The organism is Rickettsiella endosymbiont of Xylota segnis, from assembly GCF_964019545.1.
In the GTDB taxonomy this organism is placed as follows: domain Bacteria; phylum Pseudomonadota; class Gammaproteobacteria; order Diplorickettsiales; family Diplorickettsiaceae; genus Aquirickettsiella.
Genome location: NZ_OZ026451.1, coordinates 1,624,306 through 1,649,148, shown reverse-complemented (window position 1 = coordinate 1,649,148; position 24,843 = coordinate 1,624,306). Strand labels below are relative to the sequence as shown.

The following is a 24,843-nucleotide window of genomic DNA, read 5'->3' as shown; positions in this document are numbered from 1 at the left end:
TTTGTGTTATGACAAAAAAAATTAAGATTATTTTTACCGGTGGTGGCTCATCGGGACACGTTACACCCAGCTTGCCTCTGATATCAGCTTTGCAGAATAAAGGTGTAGATACCTTTTATGTGGGCTCGAAGAAGGGTATAGAGCATTCCCTTATTAAGCCTTTAAAAATTCCTTACTATGCGATTACGGCTGGTAAATTAAATCGATATTGGACCTGGAAAAATTTATTAACTCCTTTTCAGTTAATGAAGGGTATTATACAAAGCCTCATAATTTGTCGAAAAATCAAGCCTGACATTATTTTTTCTAAAGGTGGATTTGTTGCTTTGCCTGTTGTTATTGCTGCTAAATTAAGTAGCATTCCGATTGTTATTCATGAGTCTGATTTAACTCCTGGCTTAGCTAATCGTCTCAGTTTTCCTTTTGCAAAATTGATTTGTATTACATTTCCTGAAACCATTAAATACGTTAAAAGGACTTCTAAAATATTGCTGACAGGCATGCCGATTCGCGACACGCTGCAATATGGAGATCCTAAAAGAGGCTTAAAATTTTGTGGTTTTACCGAAAAAATAAAACCGGTTTTATTAATCATGGGCGGTGGTTTGGGTTCGAGTATAGTTAACGAAAGTGTTCGTCGTTTAATAAATCCATTAACAGAAAAATTTCAAGTTATTCATATTTGCGGTAAAAATAAATTCGACCCTGCATTTGAGGGAATTAAAAGTTATAAACAATTCGAGTACTTACAAGATGAATTTGCTGATGTTCTTGCCAGTGCAGATTTAGTAATTAGCCGTGCGGGCGCTACCTCTATTTATGAGTTAGTCTCATTAAATAAACCAAATATTTTGTTACCTTTATCGAAAAAAGCTAGCCGTGGAGATCAAATTCACAACGCAAGATACTTCGCTAAGCTAGGTCTAAGCAACGTAATCTACTTTGAAGAATTTTCAGATGAAAAATTACTTAAGACACTGTTTGAAAGTTATGAAAATTTGGATGAATTAAAAAGTAAATTAAGCCAATTCAAGCAGCTTAATGCTACGCAAATAATTATTGACAAACTTGTAAATTTTTCATTCAATCGATAAGGTTCATCAAGTATTTGACTATAATTATTAAGTCATACGAAAGTTTTCTTATTCATTTTTTTATGTGCACATTTTTTTTGCATAAATAATAGGCGCTCAAACATTACCAACAGAAACCCAGATAAAAATTTACAGGATAAACAACAGTTAGAACAACTTTCTTTATTAGAGAAATTAGTCAATATCAATAGTGGTACAGCTAATATTGCTGGAGTTCATCAAGTAGGTGAAATTTTAAGACCATTATTCCAGCAGCTTGGTTTTAAAACCTATTGGGTTGAAGAACCGAGTTATATGCAGCGTGCAGCAACTCTAGTTGCTGAGCATTCAGGCACAAAAGGGAAAAGGTTACTAATAATTGGACACCTCGATACAGTGTTTGCCAAAGAAAGTCCATTCCAGAAATTTGAACGTCACGGAGGTAAAGCTACCGGACCTGGTGTTATTGATGATAAGGGTGGAGATGTGGTAATTCTTTATGCCTTAAAATCATTGCAAAATGCGAATGTTCTCAGTGATATGAATATTACAGTAGTATTAACTGGAGATGAGGAAGATTCAAGGAAACCAACCGGTATTTCAAGAAAACCTTTATTTACTGCAGCCCAGCATAGCGATGTTGCCTTAGGTTTTGAATGGGGTACGCTTCCCAATACAGCAACTATAGCTCGCCGTGGAGCTACCCATAGGCAGATAAATACACAAGGTAACGGCATCCATTCATTCGGAATATTTCAAAAATCAGCAGGTTATGGTGCTATTTTTGAATTAACTCGCATTCTTAATACCATGCGAGAACAAATGAGTGCTGAGAAAGGTTTATCTTTTAGCCCTGGACTTATATTGGCAGGTGCTTCCATTAATTATAAAAAGAACTATTTTGGCGGCGAAGTTTATGGAAAAGATAATATTATTGCTAAAACCGCGATGGCGACAGGAGATCTGCGCTTTATATCTCCACAACAAGAGATTAATGCTAAAAAGAAAATTGCGAAGATAGCAAATCAGCATTTACCGACTACTACGGCGGTTGTTAATTTTCAGGAAGGAATCCCAAGTATGCCCCTGACTACTAACAATATCGAATTACTCAAAAATATAGTGAAGCAAGTATTAGCTTGGGCTATGGTTCGGTTATAGCGCTTGATCCAGCATTACGTAGAGCTGCCGATATTTCGTATGTTGCATCGATTACGCAAGCTAATTTAGATGGTTTAGGTCCAGTGGGAACGGGTGTTCATTCAGAAAAAGAAATTCTGGAGATTAAGTCTTTGTCGTTACAAACGCAGAAAGTGGCTATATTAATGTATCGTTTAGCTAATGATTACTAAGGAGCATAGTCACTGTTTTTCTAATTTATAAATTAGATCTAAGCCGTTAGCAAAGTTACTACTGGTAGTCTGTAAAGAAAAATTTTTGTTTAAAATATAATTGATGTTTAAAATACTGATTTGATCCAGTAAACCTAAGCTATAAGAAATGTTAAGTTTTGGTGAAATATTTTTACCAACTATCAATGAAGTATTTTGTTGTAAGCTATTAGTAGTCGGATTAAAAATGGGTTTACTTCCAATAGTCAATTGATCTAAGCCCATTTTCTGTTGAATTTTACTTATAATTTGGCCAATATTACTTTTTTCATTCCCTAAATTGCTAGCAGCAGTTAATAATAATTGCGTGGTAGCGGCACTTAGCTGATTACTGGCTTGACCGGTAATTAAATAAGAAAGCATGTCTAATTGCGATTTAATGATGTTAGAAGGATTAGCGAATAAAATAATATGCGGATCTTGTAATGTTCCTCTCAGCTGTATACCTATTTCTAATGGAATAGGTATTGATTGAGAAGAAAAAATTGAGGATTGAATAAAATTATTAGAGCCTAGTTTAGATTGAGTATCAACGGAGGTATTCTGGGGGGATACTGGCAAAATTAAGATATTGCGACTAGCGGTAATATTGAGTGTGGGATCACTAATGGGAGTATTGGCAAAATTTAATGAAGAATTAGTTTTTAATTTTAAGCTTTGGCCATAATAACTATATTCGCCTGGGAAAAGTTTTAGTTGCCCTGACGCCAATATTGGATGATTAAAATCTTGTTTTATAGTAAGTGAACCTTTTAATTTAGTATTAAGTCCTTGGTATTGCAATTGGATATCATTGCCTACTTCAATTTTAATATCATTTTTGAATTTAAAAGGTGAAGTAACAGATTTTTTCTTATCTCCTACAAACACTATATCGTTAGATAACGCAATTGAGTTATTATTTTTAGGATTAATTTTAATGCTGCCTTTTGGTAATAAAATAACGCCATTGGTTTCAATTTGTTGCCTATTGGCTAGAATTTTTAATTTTGGCGTTGCGGTAATTTGATATTCTGGATTATGAATTATAGTTACATCTTTTCCTTGCAAATCAATTAATGTTGATAAATTTTGTTTTAATAAATCGGTTGTAGAATGAACGTCTAAGAATCCATTTCCTGAATAAATTTGACCAATACCGATTAAATTATTCTTATCGGTATGCAGCTGATATTTTATATTTTTTAATTTAAGACCTAAAGCAGGAATTTCTGCACTGGCCTGCTGTAAATTAAAATTTAAATTTATGAATGGCTTATTAAATGAGCCTGTAATTTTAATTTGAGCGTTGCAAATGCCTTTAGTATTTTTTAAATCGGTAATTAAATGAGTCAAAAAATTTAAATCTTTTAAGCTTATATCAATATTTGCATACAAAGTTTGTTTTGATGTTGGCAATGAGCGTACTTGATAATTGGGTAATAATAAATGAGCAAATAATTGATTTTTACTATTTGAGGATATTTGGAGGGATGTTTCTAATCCATGTTTTGATAGATGACTAGCAATTTGAGTATTAGGAACAACTATGTGAACAAATTTTGTTGTTTGAAATAATTTTTCCAGTTTAAATTCGGATAAATTCCCTTGTAAAGAGAATGGCAAAAAAGATCCAGATAATTTTAATTGTAACGGTACAAGTTCAAATATTTTATTATTAAGCTGGATAGTAGCTAAATTGAAAAACCATTTTTTATTTTTACTATCAATATTTATTGCAGCCTGAATTTGTTTGAACTGCCAATCATACCAAAGTAGATTAGTCTTTTGTGCAATTATATGAAATTCAGGATACGAAGATGTTCCACTTATCTTTCCTAGCAAGGTTATTTTTCCTTGCGACTCGGGAATAAACTTGTTGAGATCCTTAACATTTATTTGCCAATTAATATTCCATTGTTGATGTACGGAGCCTTGCAATAATAGGCTTATATCGTCAGTTTTAACATTAATCTGATGGATATCAATGGAATTTAATTTTAAATATTTTAAAATTTGAGGAAGTCGAAAAGTTTTTTGCCGATAGGGGTTTAATTTTTTTTGATTAGTTTTCTGTTTTACAAAAAGATTTAATTTATCAATGAAGATAGGTCCTAAATTAATTTTTCCTTTTAATAAATCGTTCCAATGCCAATCGAACTGCGTTTCTGAAATATAAAGATTAATTTTATTATTTTGATAATATAATTCTTTTAACTGAATTGGGCCTAAAAGTCGTCCATGTATAATTTTTATTGTTAGCTGGCCTGGCAGAAACTCTTTTCCGAATAAAATCACTGCTTTTAATCCTTTTTCTGTGTTTAGAATTAAGTAACCACTTAATAGAAAAACAACGAGTAATAAACTTTTTAGCAACCATCTAATCCAAGGTAATTTCTTGTTATTTATCATAAGAAATCAAACCCCATGGTAAATTGGAATCTTACGGGGTGTCCTGGAAGATCCAAAGCTTTGCCTGCCGTAACTTCCATGGGTCCTAAAGGGGATGCCCAAACCAAGCCAAGACCCGATCCTTTTTGTAAATGAATGGGAAAATTATTAACGGCGTTTCCAGCATCAAAGAAAATAGCACCATAAAAATTGTTAATAAGCTTATGTTGATATTCAATGCTTCCTGTCACTAAATAAGGTGCAGGACCTAATGATTGATATGCATAACCACGTACGCTTTGACTTCCTCCAGCATAAAAAAGCAAAGACGGAGGAAAATTTGCAAGATTAGAGGTTAATGTATAACCGACATCACCGCGAAATACTAATCGACTTTTATTATCCCAACTTAATATATACTTTCCCTGTATTTCTGTTTGTAAAAAACTTGTATTTGATAAGATGTTTTGATCTGCGCCTTGTAATCTGAAATTTAATTGATAACCATGGTGTGCAAAAAGTGAGTTATCAAATTTACTATAAGATAAATTTAAGCCTGGAGTTAGTAAATGTGAGTTAGTCTTAGGTCGATTTAGATAATTAAAGCGTTCAATTTGATAATTTAAAAATAAGTTGCGTTTCCATCCTTTCCACTGACCTATACTTCCTAATCCTAATTGTTGAGTGCTAGTAGTTACTTGAGATAATTTTTTTGTGACAATTGCAAAATTAATATTATAATTATCAGTATTGGGATGTTTTCCAGGAATAGTGTATGTTGTTTGTAGACTGTTTTGTATTTTAGATAATTGGCTTAAAACACTAAAACGATGACCTTCCTTGTTAAGATAACGAGATTCCCAACCTAAAGTTCCACGAATCCCCACATCAGTACCATATCCTATTCCTGCTGTATATTGTTGGGATGAACGTGGTGTCAACACAAAAGTAACGGGCAAATTTTGATTTTCTTTCCTTATTTGCACATCCGGGATGGATACGTTTCTAAAATATCCGCTTTTATTTAAATTATCCTGTAGTTTTAAAAGTTGCGTTGAAGAATAAGGGTCACCCGATTTAAAGGGGATATAGCGTTGCAATAAACGATTATTAAGTATAGATTGTTGAAAACTGATAGGGCCAAAATTGTAACGCGGGCCGGTATTTAATCTCAGAATAAGTTTTGATGTGTATGTTTTGCGGTTAATTATAATAGTATGTTTAGAAAAAAAGGCGGAAAGATAACCTTCTGCTACAACCTTAGTAAGTAATTTTTGTTTTGCTTCCTCGTATATTTCACTGCGAAAGATATCACCTGTATGTAATGGAAAGTCAGCAATTAATTTTGTTATTTTTGGATCTTGCTTTGTATCATCGATTGAAATTTTTAATGACGTAATTTTTAAAGGAGGACCTACAGAAATTTGAAAATTAGCATTCCAGCGAGTATCAATTTTTTTTAATGAATGCCTAATAGTTGGCTTGAAATAACCATAGGCTTCCAAAGCTTGTTTGATGTCAGAGATCGAGTGTTGATACCAAAGCTGGACATCTTCAGCAGACGGATGTACTAATGTTTGCAGGCTTCGATCTAGTCCATCCTGAACAGGGCTTTTAAGGTCTTGATTTAGACCCTGTAGTTGATATGCCACAGGAGAATTTTCTGCAAATCCCAATGGGGCAAAAATCATATTGAATAGCGCTAAGCCAGCTATAGTTAGTCTTATTTTTCTTATCATATTAGGTTAAATAAATACCTAATATGTGCTCATAAGTAAAGCTTACCTGCCTAAAATGGCTTATAAAATATTATTTTTTGCGATTTTACGATTGTTGAAGATAGTCACTTTTTAAGTTTATACATAAGTTCGATTGATTTGTAGTTAAAAAGCTTACAAATTTATCTAGCGAAGTCTAAAATATGATTCGGTAGCTTCAATTATATCTTGCATATCCCCGGTTTCTTTACCATATGATTGATATGCCTGGTTTGGTATTAATAATAGAAGGCTTTTATCATTTGAATTTATTGCTGTTTCAAGAAGAGTAAGAGTACTAATTTTAACTTGGCGTTTTGATTTCTCTGACCATACCCGCCCAAAAAAACTGTTATTAGAATTTTCTATTTCTTGCAGAAGACTTTGTCTTTTATTTCCAGTTTCTTTAAGAAGAAAGTCTTTATCTTCTGTTTGGTTTCCAGTTAACTTTTTAGAACGAAATTCACAGTGATAATAATTCGAATTTTTATTTTTTGGTGTAGGCACTTGTATTTCACTTGAATGTGAAAAAGTTGATGAAGCTGAATAATCAAGTGAAGAAGGCTGATTGGTTTCAGACGCACCTTCATTTCGAAGGTTAATAGTTGGAGAGAGAGAAGGATTTTTAAAATTTCTATAAATTGCGCAAATAGTAGCTAGCATAAGTAAACTTGCAGTTGTTATTCCTGCTACTGCTAAAACAGTAGTGGCTAAATAGGGAGCAACTACCATTGTTAAAATAATACCCGCAATAACAATTCCGCCTACCATAGTGGCAATAAGATTGTTTAGGGTATGATTTTTATGAAGTGCTCTAGCTGGAGAATTTTTTTCTGATTTAAGCCAATGGTATCCATGAAAAATTGACAAACCAAGATGATAAACGACACTGGAACCTACTGCAGTCAGAAATAAACCTTGTACAAAAATTAAACTAAGCCCAGCAAAAACCGCAGTGAAAACTAAGGCGGCTTTAATGGGGGCATGAATTAAGTCAAAGGTTTTACCTAAGTTCTTATTTTTAGCGCGGCCAAACTGATAAAATGCAAATAAACTGGCTATAGCATCAGGTATAACAACGAGAGGAAACAAAATAGGAGCAAGGTTTTTTTCAAAGATCGACCCTATTTGGTAGATGTTTGACTTAAAAACAAAGATAGTACTAAGTATGACATTTTGAAAAAAAGAATTTGTAGATTCTATTATTTTTAGATAGGGTTTACTCATTATCTTGTATTTCCTTTAAAGAGTTTAGAATAAATTTAAGGTACAGGCTTAAAAAAGTACTCTATCCTAAACCATAATGAAAATAAAGTTCTGAAAAAAATAAGCGAGTGGGATTTTTGGTAATAAATGGTGTTACTCTGTAAATAATCTGATATTTGCAGTATTATTGCTCTACTAAAAGGAATGGTAGGCTCTTTCTATACCTGGACTTATATTCAAAGCCGATATTAGTATACACAACGAAACTGCATTACTTCTAAACTGTTATAAGGCGTTTACACCATGTTTAAGCAATATTCATTTTGTTTTCTATTAATATTTTTAATAATGGGTTTATTGGGTTCAGTATGCAAAGCTGACCCTGTGATTCCTATAACAGCCCCTGTTGCTGCGCAACCTACATTGACACCGATTGCGCCTAGCGTAAATGCTAAAGCTTATCTATTGATGGATGCATATAGCGGTAAAATTTTAGCAAGCGAAAATATTGATGAACGCGTGGCGCCTGCTAGTTTGACCAAAATGATGACTTCTTATGTTGTGTCTATGGCTTTGCAACAAGGGCATATCCATCCAACTGATTTAGTAACTATTAGTGAAGCCGCATGGAAAACTGGTGGCTCTAAAATGTTTGTGAAAGTTGGTGACAAGGTCAGTGTAGAAGACTTGATGCAAGGTATGATAGTTGATTCGGGTAATGATGCCTGTGTGGCAATGGCGGAGTATATCGCAGGAAGCCAGGAATCTTTTGTTAACCTAATGAATCAACAAGCAGCAAGATTGGGTATGAAAAATACTCATTTTGTCGATGTAGATGGATTACCTGATCCTAACCATTATTCCACTGCACGTGATATGTCAATTTTAGCGCGTGATTTAATCCTTGATTTCCCTGAAGATTATAAATGGTATTCTCAAAAGTGGTTTTCTTACAATGGAATTAAACAACCTAATCGCAACCGCTTATTATGGCGCGATCCTGATATTGATGGAATTAAAACTGGGCATACTAATGAAGCAGGGTTTTGTTTAGCCGCTTCAGGCCAAAAAAATGGCATGCGCTTAATTACAATTGTTATGGGTGCTCCTTCCGATGAAATGCGAGCGCAAGATAGCCAAAAATTACTTACTTATGGGTTTCGTTTTTTTGAATCGCATAAGTTGTATAATGCTGAGGTAAATTTGACTACAACTAGAGTTTGGTTTGCTCAGCGGCCTCAAATTAAAGTCGGTTTAGCTCAAGATCTCTATGCAACCCTACCTCTCGGATCAAATAAAAAACCTACCACGACTATGATTTTTAATCCTAATTTAAAGGCACCGATTAAAAAAGGAGAAGTTATTGGTCAAATTAATATAGTGTTGAATGATAAGCCTATTGCATCAGCGCCGCTCATTGCCTTAGAGGATTTATCAAAAGCTGGTTTATGGCGAAGCTTAGTCGATCATACCAGTTTATTATTTAATAAGATTTAAGCTTTTCTTAGAGAAGGTATTACTTTATGTTTAATAAGGATACCTTCTCTTTATTTGTAGCCTTTTGTCTTTTATACGCGCTGATAGCTTATCGGAATGCGAACTATTTATGAATAATTTATATAAGTACTTAAGAGCAGGACTCGCAACGATTTTATATTTTATTGTTCTTACAGTTTGGTTTATCCCTTTAGCGAGCGTAGGTTTTCTGCGATTTATTATTCCCTTAAAAAAATGGCGCCGACTAACCAAAAATTTAATGGAATCTTTGCATGTAGTTTGGTTACGCAGTAATTATTTTCTTTTAAAATGGATAACTCCAATCAAATGGGAAATAAGAGGACTAGATCAATTACATTATAAAGAATGGTATTTACTCATTTCTAATCATCAATCTTGGGCAGATATACTTATTTTACAGTATATTTTTAGCGGAAAAATTCCACCTTTAAAATTTTTCCTTAAAAAGGAATTACTTTGGACTCTGCCAATAGCAAGTTGGGCATGTTGGTTATTAGGTTTTCCATTTATGCATCGATATAGCAAAGCCAAATTAACCAAACATCCAGAGCTTAAAAATAAGGATATTGAAGAAACAAAAAAAGCTAGCACAAAGTTTAAGACTACACCAACTACAGTTGCTAATTTTGTTGAGGGTACTCGATTTTCAAAGGAAAAACATGAGTTGCAAGCTTCCCCTTATCAGTATTTATTGCGCCCTAAAGCAGCGGGTATGGCTTTTAGCCTTACCTTATTGGGTGATTTTTTCCATAAAATTCTTAATGTCACAATTATTTATCCTCCTCATCAGACTAGCTTATTAGATTTTTTATCAGGAAGTATAAAAAAAATAATTGTTGATGTTGAAACAATCCCAATTACTGAAGTCTGGTTAGGCGATTATGAAAACGATCGTCAATTTCGAATAACTTTTCAAAAAAAACTCAACGAACTATGGGAACAAAAAGATCAACTTATCAAAACTCAACTGGAAAATTTTTAATATTTGAGGTGAGTTTTGAATAATAAAAAATTTTTATGCATCGCTACTCGAAAGAGTCCTTTGGCCTATTGGCAAGCCAATATAATTAAAGAACAATTACAAAAACTTTTTCCATATTTAACGATTAGCTTACTTCCTTTGCTTACAGAAGGAGATAGACTGCAAAATAGTTCTTTAAGTAAATTGGGAGGTAAAGGATTATTTGTTAAAGAATTAGAAGCGGCTTTAATTAATCATCAGGCAGATATAGCCGTTCACTCTATGAAAGATCTGCCCATGGATTTAGAAGCGGGTTTAGTGTTAGGAGCCATTTGCAAGCGTGAAGATCCTCGCGATGTGTTAATTTCAAGATTTGGCCAACCTTTAACTCAAATATCATCCGGATCTTGTATAGGCACTTCAAGTTTACGTCGCCAATCGCAATTATTGGCTTTGCGCCCTGATTTACAAGTGAAAGTATTAAGGGGGAATGTAGGAACTCGCTTAGACAAATTGACTGCAGGCGAATTTGACGCAATAATTTTAGCTGCCGCAGGGCTCATTCGTTTGAAAAAAACAGATCGAATTAGTGAATATTTAGAGACCAGTTGCTTTTTACCTGCGCCAGGCCAAGGTGCTTTAGGGATCGAATGCCGATCAGATGATGAGGAAAGCAAGAGATATATTTCTAAATTGACACACCTCGATTCTTATTATTGTGTATTAGCTGAGCGAGCTTTAAGTCGAGAATTAGGAGGCAGTTGTCAAGTACCTATAGCCGCTTATGCGACTTCTTTGGATCAGGGACAATTGAGTTTACAAACTTTAGTTGGAAATCTAGATGGTACTAAACTAATTAAAGTCGAAAAGAAAGGAGCAATTGATGATGCGGAAAAAATCGGACTTTTAGCGGCACAAAGTTTACGTAATCTTGGTGCCGAAGAAATTCTAAAGGAAATTTTAAATATAAATTTTTAGAGCTGAGCAAAAATTGCATTCGCATCATTAGGGTCTACAAGACTTTAATCCTTTAAGTTCAGTTTTGTTAGGATATTCACAAAGATCTTGAATAATACATTCAGGACATTTAGGTTTACGAGCTAAACAAATATAACGCCCATGTAACACCAACCAATGATGAGCGTTTTTTAAATATTTTTTAGGAACGACTTTTAGTAGCATTTTTTCAACAGCTAAAGGTGTTTTTCCACGCGCTAGACCGGTTCTATTGCACACTCTAAAAATATGCGTATCAACAGCAATGGTTGGCTGATGAAAAACAGTATTTAATATGACATTAGCAGTTTTACGCCCAACACCCGGTAGACTCTCCAGTGCTTCACGATTATTAGGGACATTTCCTTGATATTGCTCCAATAAAATCTTACAGGTTTTTATGATATTTTTTGCTTTAGTATTGTATAAGCCAATTGTCTTTATATATTTTTTTAAACCAGTTAATCCCAGCACAGCTATTTTTTTTGGTGTGTTGGCCTTAACAAATAAAATTTGTGTTGCCTTATTAACGGATTTATCTGTTGCTTGAGCAGAAAGAATAACGGCAATTAAAAGCTCAAAGGGTGAGGAGTAAATCAATTCTGTCGTTGGATGAGGATTGTAAGCATGAAAACGCTGAAAAATAGCTGTACGTTTTTTCTGATTCATGACTTATTGCTTTAAAATTAATTAATAAAATTTAGTATAAAAAATAAGATTTTAAAGGGTTAAACAGATTGACGGCAAGTTATATTTTTTAAGCCATAACACAATCTGTAATACACCAGAATAACCATAGTTCATCGTGTTTCTTTATTATAGTAAAGGGATTTATTTTTTCTTTTTAAAATCCATTCTTGATTGAACCATCACACCTAAAAAACGATGAGGCTTATCTAATAGTAAGGTTTTGAAATCAGTATTAAGAGGTTTAAGGATGGTATGTCCACCGTCGATTAAAATTTGTTTAAAATTGGGTAAATCATGCCCTTCAATATGAACAATCGCAAAATCAAGACTATTAGGTTTTAGATCGGGGTCTATAAGAAGAACAGTTCCTTCTGGAAAGCGAGGTTCCATGGTGGTATCTCTAGCGGCAACAGCATAAGCATGCTGGCTTATGTCGATATCAGTAGAAATTGTTGGTAATGGGGCAAATTTTTCAGGAAAATTGGGCCAATGTAACACTTGAGGCCAAGTAAGCAATGGAATTTGACGCCATCCTTGAGCGTCAGGGTTAAAAGTGCCTGGAATGCGATCAGCTGATATGGGCTCATCACCGATGAGTTGGCTGATAGATATAGCAAAGAAATTGGCAATCGGACTCAAAGTGGCGACTTTGGGATTATCAGTTTCTCCTGAGCAAATTCGATGTACTACAGGTTGACCTACACCGGTGCGTCGTGCTAGTTCCGATTCATTAATCCCTAACTCAGCCATTAATCCTTTAAGAATTTTGCTCATGCTACTAGTAGTTTTCATATCATTTTCACTTATTAATTAGCGGTAATTTTACCTGTCCATGCTGATAATTTCCAACGCTGACAAACAAGGTAAAAATAGCTGTCAGCGGCGGGTGGATATTCTAACATGACACGGCACTTATACTAAATAATGATGTAATTTAACGTTCAATAAACAAGCTATAATTTTTTGCGATACGAAATAATTACCAATGTAGATTTTTTATTTTCAGCTGTAAATTTAGATTCTAAAAAAACTTTAAGTTATGAAGAACAGATAGTTAAAAAATGTTTGAATCTTAAGGGAAGGACGAGCTCAAAAGAGTAAAAGTAAGTATTTTACTTACGATTTATAAGTAATCCCTAAAGATACGATGGTTTATCGATATTTAACTATTAGAAGCATAATTTAAGAAGATAATCCTTGTCAGTTGCAGGTATTATGCATAGAATAGCGGGTTCATTTATAAGAGGTAAAAGGTTTTATGCTAGCTAAAAATGAAATATTGGCTAAATTTCAACGTTCTCCGGGTGATACAGGATCCCCAGAGGTTCAGATTGCTTTATTATCTGGGGCTATCGAACAACTAAATGGCCATTTTCAAGTGCATAAGAAGGATAATCATTCACGACAAGGTCTATTAAAGAAAGTAGCTTTGCGTCGTAAATTATTAAAATATTTCAAAAGCGTTAATTTACAAGGGTATTTAACGCTCATTAAACAACTCGGCTTGCGTGGTTAAGTCCTGGTTCATATTCTTCAGCCAATCGTTGAAGACATTTTATTCGTACCAATGGGCGGTAATTTTCGCCCATTTGTTTTTTTTGAGGGAATGTAAACGTGTTAATTAATTCTATAAAGAAAGTCGTGCAGTTTGGTTCGCAGGAAATAATTCTAGAAACTGGGGCAATTGCACGTCAAGCCACAGCATCAGTTCTTGTGAGCTTGGATGGTACTACCGTTTTAGTAACCGTTGTAGGTAATAAGCAGCAAGCAGCTGAAGAAAGAGACTTTTTTCCCTTGACTGTTCAATATCAAGAACGCTCCTATGCAGCCGGACGTATTCCAGGAGGTTATTTTAAACGGGAAGGACGACCTACTGAAAAAGAAATTTTAACATCGCGCTTAATTGATAGACCAATAAGACCCCTGTTTCCTGAAGGGTTTTATAATGAAGTGCAAATTGTTGCGACTGTTTTATCTTCAAATCCTGATATTAACGCAGATATTCCTGCATTAATTGGTGCTTCTGCAGCTTTAAGCTTATCAGGCTTACCTTTTAAGGGTCCGATTGCGGCAGCAAGAGTCGGTTATTCGGAGGGACAATACCTATTAAACCCAAGCTTTAAGCAACTAGAAACATCAGATTTAGATTTAGTAGTTGCAGGAACAGACAAAGCCGTCTTAATGGTGGAATCTCAAGCCGCCGAGCTTACTGAAGAAATTATGTTGAATGCTATTTTGTTTGGACATCAACAAATGCAAGGGGTTATTCAAGCTATTAAAGAGCTTGCTGAAGAGGCAGGTGAGCCCGCTTGGGATGCGCAAAAAACTACAACATCTCAATTAGATGCAGTTGTGGAACAAGAAATAACGCAAGCTATACAGGCTTTATATGCTGAGGCCTATACAATTCCGGAGAAATTAATTCGTAAAGCTAAATTAGAAAATTTACGAAATAGTATTATCGAGAAATGGTCAGATGAAGAAAAAGGAATTTCCGCTAAAGCTATTCAGTTATTTCTAGCAAATTTAGAAGAGAAAATAGTACGTAGTCGTATTCTATCAGGCGAAACCCGCATTGATGGACGTGATAAGATAACAGTTCGCCCTATTACTATTCAGCCAGGATTTTTACCACGTACACATGGTTCGGCTTTATTTACTAGAGGCGAGACGCAAGCATTAGTTGTTACTACCTTAGGTACGGATAGAGATGCACAAACTATAGAAGCCTTAGATGGAGAAGGACGTGAAACATTTATGCTTCACTATAACTTTCCTCCTTATAGCGTGGGCGAAACCGGCCAAATGGGAAGTCCTAAACGGCGTGAAATTGGGCATGGTAATTTAGCGAAACGTGCTTTGCGAGCTGTATTACCTAGTGAATCCGATTTTCCTTATGTATTACGTGTTGTTTCTGAAATTACCGAATCAAATGGATCTAGCTCTATGGCAACAGTCTGTGGTGCAAGTATAGCGCTAATGGATGCTGGCGTACCTTTAAAGAAACATGTAGCGGGTATAGCAATGGGCCTAATAAAAGAAGGCGATCAGTTTGCTGTATTAACCGACATTTTAGGTGATGAAGATCATTTAGGAGATATGGATTTTAAAGTTGCAGGTACACTAGACGGCGTCACAGCATTACAAATGGATATTAAAATTGATGGTATTACAGAAGAAATTTTGCAGGTGGCATTAAATCAAGCCAAGGAGGGTCGTCTTCATATATTAAATATTATGCAAGAAACTTTAGCTGAACCACGCATAGAAGTCTCTCCTTATGCACCGCGTATAACTACTTTAAAGATAAACCCTGAAAAAATACGTGATTTAATCGGAAAAGGTGGAGCGACAATTCGCGCGATTACTGAAGAAACAGGAACCTTAATCGACATTAGCGATGATGGTGTCGTTCGAATCTCGACATCTGATTTACATGCTTGCCAAAATGCCATAGAACGTATTAAAAAAGTAACAGCGGAAGTGGAAGTGGGCCGTACTTATGAAGGTGCAATTGTTAAACTGACTGATTTTGGTGCTTTTGTTAACGTATTGCCCGGTCGTGATGGCTTAGTGCATATTTCACAAATTTCTAAAGAACGTGTTGAACAAGTGAGTGATGTATTAAGCGAAGGCCAAATTGTCAAAGTCAAAGTACTAGAAATAGATAGACAAGGTCGCATTCGTTTAACCATGAAAGATATTGAAGCAGAAATGGAGAACGAAATACATTCGTGATCAATCAAAAGCAACATAGATCAGCTTTTATAAAATTAGTTGATAAAATAAAACCTAAAATAAAAGAGTTGACAGTTGCTGATTTAAATAAAAAAATTAGCAGTCAACACCGGTTTTATTTAATTGATGTACGTGAGCGCGATGAATTTCAGCAAGGGTCTATTGTTCATGCTATCCCTCTTAGTAAGGGTATTATTGAACGTGATATTGAGAAATACATTCCAGATTTTGAAGTAGAGATTGTTGTTTATTGTAGCGGCGGTTTTCGATCTTGCCTGGCGGCAGATAATCTTCAAAAAATGGGTTATAGCCAAGTTGCTTCTCTACAAGGCGGTCTCCGCGCTTGGCTAGAAGCAGGTTATCCACTTATCAAAATGACCAAATAATGTTGCGTCTTGAAAGAGAGATTTGCCGAGGTGGTGAAATTGGTAGACACGCAAGTTTCAGGTACTTGTGGGGCAACCCTTGGAGGTTCGAGTCCTCTTCTCGGCACCAATTAACAAGATCCTTTTCCACAAAGGGAATAAAAACCTGGTTCGATCTGTAGTGGCTGTATAATCTTATTTAGCTCGTTGCAATTATTTATATTGTCAAGCTTATTTCTTATCTTGGTTGTTTCATTTGTCATGCAATTTAGCTGTAAAGTAGGCCATATTGAACCATCACGATAGTCCTCAGTAGCCTTATCACAAGCATTGTCTGTGTTCTCCATTGCGCAATTTTTTCCTCGAGCTGAGACTTGCAAATTAACAATTGTGGTTTTTTATTAAGTAATGTTTGCTTTAATTTGAAAGTAGCCGTAGTAGCATCTTTATCGGCACAAAGATGCATGTCTAGTTGGCTTGTAGCTTTGTTACAATCAGCAAAGAGTATCTTTAATTTGTTCACAGGAGTATGACTACGTTTTGATATACTGCTATTACCTCAGACTCAAAGTTATCGATGGTGATGGTAAAGAAAAAATCATTAAACTGATACTGATAAGGAGACTTAAAACAGAATGGTTTTTCATGCTGTGTTTTAATTTATATAAAACGCGGGTAAGGCAAGCGTATAGAAAAATATTAATTAAGACAATAAAAAACTTGGTATTTTTTGGAAAATCGGTTTAAATAGTCAAAATTATTTGTAGCCATATCGCATGTTGAGCGTTTCATCGCCTCTCTATGACATTAGTAAAACTTTCGAAGAAAACTTCAGCAATTCCTCTTTCCCCTCAATAAAACCACCGACTCGCGTTTGGCCAGACAGAACACAGTGGAGTAATTTATTAGGCTATTCACTAGCCTCCAAAATTGGTGCAGCTGCATGTGCTGCAACAACTGGTAAAGGTGTGGCATTATTAGCACAACTAGGTTTTGACGTATTGACCTACAAAACAATACGACGCCAAGCTTACCCTACTCATCCTTTGCCAAATATTGTTCATCTCGAATGTGAAAAATTATTTAATTACGCTGATTTAAAAGAAGTTCTTTTTACCAAGAATAAACCTGAAAAAATAAGTGACAAAATTGCAATTAGTAATTCCTTTGGTAACGGTTGTTTGGAACCGATAGTGATTATGGAAGATATAGCTTTTGCAAAAAATTCTTTAGTAGAAGGTCAAGTGTTGATTGTGTCGGTTTATGGTGAAGGTGATTCGCTGAAATCGATGTCACAAGATTTTGCCGCTGCCGCATTAATAGCTAAAGAGGCCGGGGCTGATGTTATAGAGCTAAATTTTTCATGTCCTAATTTAATGAAATCAGGTGAACCTCTTTATTGGAGTATTGAACATGTATCGCAAATAACAACCTTGGTTGTGAAATGTGTAGCCGATACCCCCATCTTATTAAAGTTAGGCTTAATTCATGAGCATAAATCCCCTATAAATTTATTAATTTCTGCAGCACAGGCCGGAGCAAGAGGTATTAGTGCTATCAACTCCATCAGTATGCGCGTATTGAATAAAGATCATCAACCTGCATTTGGAAAAAGAATTTATAGTGGGGTTTCAGGTTATCCAATTCGTCGATTAGCATTACAATGTCTTAATAAATTAGTTCAAATTAATCAAACTGAAAAATTAAATTTAGTTATTTTGGGCATGGGTGGTATTACTATTCCGGAACATTTTAATCAATTTTTAAATAGTGGCGCAGATATTGCCCTTTCTGCAACAGGTATGATGTGGAACCCTTATCTTGCTGCTCAATTTCACCAACAGACGAGATCATGAAAAAATTGGTATCAGCAAAATTAATATTAAAAACAGGTGAGAGCTTTGTTGGATATATGCCAGCAAGCCAAACAACTGAAGTTTCCGGTGAAGTTATATTCAATACAGGTATGTTAGGTTATGTGGAATCTTTAACAGACCCTTCGTATGCAGGGCAGATATTATGTTTTACCTATCCCTTGATAGGAAATTATGGTGTTTCTGCATCAAATACTTGGGAATCTAACAAAATTCAAGTAAAAAGCGTGATTATTTCTGAAATAGCGTCATTTTACTCAAATCATGCTGCCCAACAGTCACTAGTAAATTGGCTTGAAATTGAAAATATACCTTTTATAACGGGTTTGGACACGCGGGCTTTAACACATTGTTTAAGAGTTAATGGAGTAACTCCGGGTATAATTACTTCATTAAATAAGCCGCATGGCGATTTTATTGAATTTGAAACCATCGATTGGGTAAAACAAGTAACAATTACTGAGCCGCTGTATTATGGTGAAGGTAGAAAAAAAATAATTGTTGTAGACTGTGGTTTAAAAGAAAACATTTTACGTTGTTTATTAAAATTCCCACTAAAAATTAAACGAGTTCCTTATGACTATGATTATAGTCAGGAAGACTATGATGGAGTTTTTATTTCCAATGGTCCGGGTGATCCGCAATTATGTAAAAAAACGATAGCCATTTTAAGAAAGGCTTTAACTAAAAAGAAGCCTTGTTTCGGCATTTGTTTAGGGACACAATTAATGGCTTTAGCTGTTGGGGCTAAAACCTATAAGTTAATTTTTGGTCATCGTTCTCAAAATCAACCCTGTATTTATTTGCCGACAAAACGATGTTATTTGACTTCGCAAAATCATGGTTATGCGGTAAATGAAAAATCCCTTCCCAAAGATTGGCAAGTATTATTTCGAAATTTAAATGATGGAACAGTTGCAGGAATTGAGCATAAGAAAGATCCTTTTTTTTCGGTACAATTTCATCCTGAGGCTGCACCTGGGCCTATGGATACACAATGGTTATTTGAACGTTTTTATCGCATGTTATAAAAGATTATGAAAATACAACGATATAAGAAAATTCTGATTTTAGGTTCGGGTGGTTTACGAATAGGCCAAGCAGGCGAGTTTGATTATTCCGGTTCACAGGCCATTAAAGCACTAAAAGAAGAAAAAATTACTTCGGTATTAATAAACCCGAACATAGCTACCATACAAACAGATGCAAATTTAGCCGATGAAATTTATTTACAACCATTAAATTTTGATACGGTGAAGCGGATTATCATTAAAGAAAAACCAGATGGAATTTTACTAGGTTTCGGCGGACAAACTGCTCTTAATTTAGGTTTAGATTTAGAAAAAAAAGGGATATTAAAAAAATATAAAGTAGAAGTATTAGGAACATCCGTTGAATCGATACGCCAAACAGAAGACAGAGATCTTTTTAAAGCGGCTTTAGCAAAGATAAAAATTAAAACACCGCTTAGTTTTGCAGTCAAAACAGTTGCTGAAGCGTTGAAAGCAGCAGAAAAGATCGGTTATCCCATTATGTTGCGTTCAGGTTTTTCCTTAGGAGGATTAGGTTCTGGGAAAATTGCGCATCGAGAAATTCTTGAACAGCGAGCCCAGGAAAGCTTAGCTACAGCACCACAAATTTTAATAGAAGAATATTTATTTGGGTGGAAGGAATTTGAGTATGAAATTGTCCGTGACCAAATGGGAAATAGATTAACAATTTGTAATATGGAAAATATGGATGCTATGGGCATCCATACTGGAGAAAGTATTGTTGTAGCACCAGCACAGACCTTAAATAATGAGCAACACCAGTTATTACGTAATATGGCTTTGCAAGTTGCTGAGCATTTTAACATTATCGGCGAATGTAATATTCAATTTGCTATTAACCCTAAAAATGGCGACTACCGAGTTATAGAAATGAATGCGCGATTATCACGTTCCAGTGCGTTAGCGTCTAAGGCAACAGGTTATCCATTAGCGTTTATTGCTGCAAAATTAGCATTGGGTTACCAGCTCTATGAAATAAAAAATAGTGTCACTCAGGTGACGAGTGCTTATTTTGAACCTGCATTGGATTATATCGTAGTAAAAATTCCACGTTGGGATACACATAAATTAAAAGCGGCTGAAAGAACGATTGGTACTGAAATGAAAAGTGTGGGGGAAGTGATGGCAATAGGTCGTTCTTTCCCAGAGGCATTGCAAAAAGCAGTGGGGATGTTAAATAAAGGAGCAACTTGTTTAATGGATTATCCAGAAGAAATTGATAATCCACGCAAAGAAATACAATTTGCTACCGATAGACGTTTATTTGCCTTATATCAGTTTTTTAAAAATGGGGGTTCAGTAAAGCAAGCTGAACGCTTATCACAGATTAACTTTTGGTTTTTGGCACAAATTCATCAATTAACAGAATTAGAAAAACAGTTAAATCTTCATAAATTGAATAAAATTCTATTACGTCAATTAAAACAAGCGGGTTTTTCCGATAGCTTTATTGCTAATACAAAAAATAAGTCAATAAAACAAATACGAACTTTACGTCTAAAATATGGCATCATACCTTTTGTGAAACAAATAGATACTTTGGCTGGGGAGTTTGCTGCACAGACAAATTATCTTTATCTAAGCTACCATGCTGTTGAACATGATATTTCTCCTGCTAAGCTTCCACCTATCATTGTGTTGGGTTCAGGTCCCTACTCGATAGGATCATCTGTCGAGTTTGATTGGTGTGCGGTTAATACCGCGCAGACTTTGCGTCTATTAAAAGAAACGGCCATTATTATTAACTCGAATCCTGAAACAGTTTCTACAGATTATGATGAATCAGATCGATTGTATTTCGAACAACTTACTTTTGAGCGTGTACAAGATATTGTGGATTTTGAATCAGCAAAGGGCATTATTGTTTCAGTCGGAGGACAGATTGCTAATAATTTAGCTGTCCCTTTAGCTAAAGAAGGTTATCATTTACTGGGTACGGATCCGACGTTTATTGATTATGCTGAAAATCGAGAAAAATTTTCTGCCCTACTAAATACACTTAATATAGACCAACCTGCTTGGGAAAGAATTACTAGTTTGAGTAAAGCAAAAACTTTTGCAGCCAAAGTAGGGTATCCAGTATTAATTAGGCCTTCTTATATTTTGTCTGGTTCTGCGATGAATGTGGTTTTTAATCCTGAGTCTTTAGACCAGCATTTACAAGCGGCTGCTCGTGTTTCGCAAGAGCATCCCGTGGTAATATCTAAATTTGTTCAAGAAGCAAAAGAATTAGAAATAGACGGAGTTGCTAAACAGGGTGATATTGTCATTGAGGCTATTTCAGAACATATCGAGAATGCAGGTGTCCATTCTGGAGATGCGACAGTTGTGTTACCACCACAGAAATTATATTTAGAAACCATACGTCGTACTAAAAGCATAGCGCGTAAAATTGTAAAGGCTTTACACATCACTGGACCGTTCAATATTCAATTTATTGCTAAAAATAATGATATTCAGGTTATTGAATGTAATTTGCGAGCATCACGTTCTTTTCCGTTTGTTTCTAAAGTAACAGGCCATAATTTCATTCAGATAGCAACCGAAGTGATGCTGAATAAGCACCAAGCAAAACATTATGAAACTTTAGAGCTTGATTATGTGGGTGTCAAAGCAGCACAATTTTCTTACAGTCGTTTAAAAGGTTCCAATCCTGTAGCTCAAGTTGAAATGGCATCTACGGGTGAAGTGGCATGCATTGCAGAGGATTTGGTGGAGGCTTTTTATAAAGCATGGTTGGCAACCGATCAAAATATCACAGAAAAAAAATTGTTATTAAGTATTGCAGATAACCATAAGGTTAAGCTTTTACCTTGGGTCAAACAACTTGATGATCAAGGTTGGCTTATTTATAGCACTGAAGGAACTCACCAGTTTTTATCTCAGCAGGGTATAGCGTCCTACTTTGTTAACAAAACTAGTGAAGCTAAAAAACCAAATATAAGAGATTTAATAACACAACGTAAGATAGCAGCAATTATTAATATACCAAGTTCAATGACGGGCTTGCAGCAAACAGATGGGTTTTTAATTCGGCGTTTAGCTATTGATCATCATATTCCTTTAATTACTAATGCTCAGAACGCACTGATAATTTTACAATGTTTAGTAAGTTTATGGAGCAAGGAATTGCCTGTAGAATCTTGGCAAAGTTTGGTAATAAAAAAAATGAATAAATGATACTCTTCTCACTTGAATTTTGCCCGTTTACCGTGTAACTCGTAGTCCCTATTTGCTAGATTATGTAAATATTTATAGTTAACTAAATTTGAGTGAATTATGTCAAAAGTTTTGGGTCAAAAAGATATTATATCAGTTCGTGATCTTTCTTTAATTCAAATAAATACTATATTAAATCTTGCTAAAAAATTTAAGAAAAATCTAGCTAAAAAATATTTGCTTGATAAAATTGTTGCGCACTGTTTTTTTGAACCTTCAACACGTACCCGCTTATCCTTTGAAACAGCTACTTTACGTTTGGGAGGGCAAGTCATAGGCTTTTCCGGTAGCGAAAATATATCTATTAAAAAAGGGGAAGATTTACAAGACACAATCAAGACGATTTCTTGTTATGCTGATCTTATTATAATTCGTCATCCACTCGAAGGGTCCGCACGTTTAGCTGCAGAATTTTCCGATAAGCCTATTATTAATGCTGGAGATGGAGCAAATCAACATCCTACGCAAGCCCTGTCTGATTTATTTACTATCCAAGAAGCACAAGAAAACTTAGAAGGATTATCTATAGCGTTTGTAGGTGATTTAAAATACGGGCGTGCGGTGCATTCTTTAGTGCAACTTTGCGCTTTATTTAACATGAGGCTTTTTTTGGTTTCACCTTCATTATTAGCATTACCAGAAATAATATGTGATGAATTAAAACATAAAGGTATTCGATTTTCTTTTCATGCAAATTTAGACGAAGTGATCTCGAAAGTAGATATTTTATATATGACTAGACTACAACAGGAAAGATTTAACCAATCCGAACATCAACTATTTGAAAATCAACATATTCTGACGCGAGATAAATTAAAAAAGGTTAAAACTAATTTAAATATCTTACATCCTTTGCCTCGAGGTTGTGAAATTGATAAAACCATTGATGAAACTTCTTATGCTTTATATTTTAAACAAGTTGTCAACGCAATTTATATCAGACAAGCTGTTTTAACGTTACTACTTGATAGAATATCGCTTTAGATAATTTTTTTGGATAAAACCCATGATTAAAACCCGTTCCGTTTCTGCGATTGATAATGGAGTCGTCATCGACCATATTCCAGCAGGCCAATCCCTTAAAATTATGCGTTTATTACATGTGGTTAATAGTAAACAACGTGTTACTTTAGGCTTAAATTTGCGAAGTACCTCTTTGAAACTGAAAGATTTAATTAAAATTGAAAATCGATTGCTTACTCCACAGGAAATTGATCATGTTGCAATCTTTGCTCCCGGTGCTACGATTAGCCGCATTGTAAATTTTAAGGTTAGTGAAAAAATTAATTGCGAACTACCTAAGACTATACGTGATGTATTAGTATGCCCAAATTTAAATTGTATCAATCATATCGAATGTAAAGGCTATTTTAAACTCGAAGGGTCATCAAATCAGGTGAAATTACGTTGTTTTTACTGTGAAAAACAATTTGAACGCGACCAAGTAGAAGAAATTTGTTTATGATGGAACTTATGAACAAACAATTATTAAAGCTGCCTGGATTAATTGATCCCCATGTTCATTTTCGAACGCCAGGATGGGAATATAAAGAAGATTGGAAAACAGCAGCTAAGGCTAGCATCAAAGGAGGCTATACTACCGTTTTTGATATGCCTAATACTATTCCTCCCACCGTTACAGAAATTGCTTTAGTAGAAAAAAAAGTACTTATTGATAAACAGTTAAAAGAAGTAAAAATTCCACTTCGTTATTATTTATATTTTGGTGCTGATAAACATCATTTGAATGAAATAAAAAAAATAAAAGGTCAGGTTATTGGTATTAAAGTGTTTATGGGATGTAGCACAGGCGGGTTAGTTATTGATGATGATGAAAGCTTACATGCTATTTTTAAGATAGCGGCTGAAGAAAATATGTTAGTTGCAGTTCATGCAGAAGATGAACAGCGATTAAAAGAAAATGCAAAAAAATTTGAAGGGTCTCAGCCATATTCAATTCATTCTAAAATTCGTGATGAATCAGCAGCAATACTAGCCGTTAAAAAAGCAATTCATCTCGTTCGTTTGTATGGAACGCGATTATATATTTTGCATGTTAGTACCCGTCAAGAAATTGATTTAATTGCTCAAGCAAAAGAGGAAGGACTTCCAGTTTTTGCAGAAACGACACCGCATCATTTATTTTTGAATAATTCAGATTATCAAAACTTAAAAGGAAAGGCGGTAATGAATCCACCTTTGCGAGCTCCTGAGCATAAAATGGCATTATTTTCTGCAATAAAATCCGGTATTATTGATACGATAGGTTCTGATCATGCTCCACATACCCTAGAAGAAAAAGCTAAAGCTTATGGTGATTGTCCATCAGGTGTTCCAGGTATAGAAACTACATTGCCATTATTATTTGAAGCCTATCATCAAAATCTGCTTTCTTTGGATAATATAATGGATTTAACTTCTCGACGTGCAAAAAAAATATTTAATTTAACCGATTGTCCAGACGATTATGTGTTAGTGGATTTATCTTTAGCAAAGATAGTTGAAGACAAGCGTCTCAGTACTAAATGCCAGTGGTCACCCTTTGCGGGACGTCTTTTGAGGGGCTGGCCTGTTACTACAGTGTTAAAAGGACATGTCTATGATTTAAACAAAATATAATACAACTTCACAAG

Annotated in this window: 20 protein-coding genes and 1 tRNA gene; 16 read left to right on the top strand and 5 right to left on the bottom strand. The window is 34.8% G+C overall.

The window, feature by feature from the left end; genetic code table 11:
- The first annotated feature begins 8 nt into the window (after positions 1-8).
- From AACL18_RS07500 to AACL18_RS07490, 3 genes are all read left to right on the top strand, one after another.
- Entirely contained in the window at positions 9-1,094 is a 1,086-nt protein-coding gene (locus AACL18_RS07500) for an undecaprenyldiphospho-muramoylpentapeptide beta-N-acetylglucosaminyltransferase (RefSeq protein WP_339050340.1), read from the top strand.
- Between the two features lie 294 nt (positions 1,095-1,388).
- Positions 1,389-2,234 (top strand): M20/M25/M40 family metallo-hydrolase, encoded by an 846-nt coding sequence (locus tag AACL18_RS07495; protein ID WP_339050339.1) that lies wholly within the window; start codon positions 1,389-1,391, stop codon positions 2,232-2,234.
- Complete coding sequence (locus tag AACL18_RS07490; RefSeq protein WP_339050338.1) at positions 2,213-2,425, top strand: hypothetical protein; 213 nt, start codon at positions 2,213-2,215, stop codon at positions 2,423-2,425. The genes AACL18_RS07495 and AACL18_RS07490 overlap by 22 nt, the downstream gene beginning before the upstream one ends.
- A gap of 9 nt (positions 2,426-2,434) precedes the next feature.
- On the opposite strand, the gene AACL18_RS07485 is transcribed toward AACL18_RS07490, so the two are convergent.
- The 3 genes from AACL18_RS07485 to AACL18_RS07475 all read right to left on the bottom strand — a co-directional run bounded on the left by AACL18_RS07485 (position 2,435) and on the right by AACL18_RS07475 (position 7,818).
- Positions 2,435-4,855 (bottom strand): translocation/assembly module TamB domain-containing protein, encoded by a 2,421-nt coding sequence (locus AACL18_RS07485; RefSeq protein ID WP_339050337.1) that lies wholly within the window; start codon positions 4,853-4,855, stop codon positions 2,435-2,437.
- Entirely contained in the window at positions 4,852-6,573 is a 1,722-nt protein-coding gene (locus AACL18_RS07480) for an autotransporter assembly complex family protein (RefSeq protein ID WP_339050336.1), read from the bottom strand. Before AACL18_RS07480 ends, AACL18_RS07485 begins: the two co-directional genes overlap by 4 nt.
- Before the next feature lie 165 nt (positions 6,574-6,738).
- Positions 6,739-7,818: a hypothetical protein gene (locus AACL18_RS07475; protein ID WP_339050335.1), complete on the bottom strand. Its 1,080-nt coding sequence runs from the start codon at positions 7,816-7,818 to the stop codon at positions 6,739-6,741.
- Between the two features lie 327 nt (positions 7,819-8,145).
- Here AACL18_RS07475 and AACL18_RS07470 point away from each other — a divergent pair, with 327 nt between their 5' ends.
- The 3 genes from AACL18_RS07470 to hemC all read left to right on the top strand — a co-directional run bounded on the left by AACL18_RS07470 (position 8,146) and on the right by hemC (position 11,254).
- Positions 8,146-9,294 (top strand): D-alanyl-D-alanine carboxypeptidase family protein, encoded by a 1,149-nt coding sequence (locus tag AACL18_RS07470; RefSeq protein ID WP_422395906.1) that lies wholly within the window; start codon positions 8,146-8,148, stop codon positions 9,292-9,294.
- A 109-nt stretch (positions 9,295-9,403) separates the two neighbouring features.
- Positions 9,404-10,297 carry an acyltransferase gene (locus AACL18_RS07465; RefSeq protein ID WP_339050332.1) on the top strand — a complete coding sequence of 298 codons (894 nt, stop codon included), beginning with the start codon at positions 9,404-9,406 and terminating at the stop codon, positions 10,295-10,297.
- A 15-nt stretch (positions 10,298-10,312) separates the two neighbouring features.
- Positions 10,313-11,254 carry a hydroxymethylbilane synthase gene (hemC, locus tag AACL18_RS07460; protein WP_339050331.1) on the top strand — a complete coding sequence of 314 codons (942 nt, stop codon included), beginning with the start codon at positions 10,313-10,315 and terminating at the stop codon, positions 11,252-11,254.
- A gap of 27 nt (positions 11,255-11,281) precedes the next feature.
- Here hemC and nth read toward each other — a convergent pair whose 3' ends face one another.
- Positions 11,282-11,941: an endonuclease III gene (gene nth / locus AACL18_RS07455; protein WP_339050330.1), complete on the bottom strand. Its 660-nt coding sequence runs from the start codon at positions 11,939-11,941 to the stop codon at positions 11,282-11,284.
- A 162-nt stretch (positions 11,942-12,103) separates the two neighbouring features.
- Positions 12,104-12,754 carry a S24 family peptidase gene (locus tag AACL18_RS07450; RefSeq protein ID WP_339050328.1) on the bottom strand — a complete coding sequence of 217 codons (651 nt, stop codon included), beginning with the start codon at positions 12,752-12,754 and terminating at the stop codon, positions 12,104-12,106.
- Positions 12,755-13,220: 466 nt separating this feature from the next.
- Between AACL18_RS07450 and rpsO the strand changes: the two genes are divergently transcribed.
- The 10 genes from rpsO to AACL18_RS07400 all read left to right on the top strand — a co-directional run bounded on the left by rpsO (position 13,221) and on the right by AACL18_RS07400 (position 24,829).
- The gene (gene rpsO, locus AACL18_RS07445) at positions 13,221-13,478 is read left to right on the top strand and encodes a 30S ribosomal protein S15 (protein WP_339050327.1); all 258 of its coding nucleotides are present in this window, start codon (positions 13,221-13,223) and stop codon (positions 13,476-13,478) included.
- Between the two features lie 104 nt (positions 13,479-13,582).
- Entirely contained in the window at positions 13,583-15,700 is a 2,118-nt protein-coding gene (gene pnp, locus AACL18_RS07440; RefSeq protein WP_339051646.1) for a polyribonucleotide nucleotidyltransferase, read from the top strand.
- Positions 15,700-16,086, top strand: a complete 387-nt coding sequence (locus tag AACL18_RS07435) for a rhodanese-like domain-containing protein (protein WP_339051645.1) — start codon at positions 15,700-15,702, stop codon at positions 16,084-16,086. The genes pnp and AACL18_RS07435 overlap by 1 nt, the downstream gene beginning before the upstream one ends.
- 24 nt (positions 16,087-16,110) lie before the next feature.
- Positions 16,111-16,195 (top strand) — tRNA-Leu (locus AACL18_RS07430).
- 646 nt (positions 16,196-16,841) lie between these two features.
- Positions 16,842-17,921 (top strand): hypothetical protein, encoded by a 1,080-nt coding sequence (locus AACL18_RS07425; protein ID WP_339050326.1) that lies wholly within the window; start codon positions 16,842-16,844, stop codon positions 17,919-17,921.
- On the top strand, positions 17,918-18,970 hold the full coding sequence (gene carA, locus AACL18_RS07420) for a glutamine-hydrolyzing carbamoyl-phosphate synthase small subunit (protein WP_339050324.1): 1,053 nt from the start codon (positions 17,918-17,920) through the stop codon (positions 18,968-18,970). Before AACL18_RS07425 ends, carA begins: the two co-directional genes overlap by 4 nt.
- A gap of 6 nt (positions 18,971-18,976) precedes the next feature.
- Positions 18,977-22,171: a carbamoyl-phosphate synthase (glutamine-hydrolyzing) large subunit gene (gene carB, locus AACL18_RS07415; protein WP_339050323.1), complete on the top strand. Its 3,195-nt coding sequence runs from the start codon at positions 18,977-18,979 to the stop codon at positions 22,169-22,171.
- Between the two features lie 99 nt (positions 22,172-22,270).
- Positions 22,271-23,194 (top strand): aspartate carbamoyltransferase, encoded by a 924-nt coding sequence (pyrB, locus tag AACL18_RS07410; protein ID WP_339050322.1) that lies wholly within the window; start codon positions 22,271-22,273, stop codon positions 23,192-23,194.
- Positions 23,195-23,216: 22 nt separating this feature from the next.
- Positions 23,217-23,675 (top strand): aspartate carbamoyltransferase regulatory subunit, encoded by a 459-nt coding sequence (pyrI, locus tag AACL18_RS07405; protein ID WP_339050321.1) that lies wholly within the window; start codon positions 23,217-23,219, stop codon positions 23,673-23,675.
- Entirely contained in the window at positions 23,672-24,829 is a 1,158-nt protein-coding gene (locus tag AACL18_RS07400) for a dihydroorotase (RefSeq protein WP_339050320.1), read from the top strand. Before pyrI ends, AACL18_RS07400 begins: the two co-directional genes overlap by 4 nt.
- The last annotated feature ends 14 nt before the right edge of the window (positions 24,830-24,843 follow it).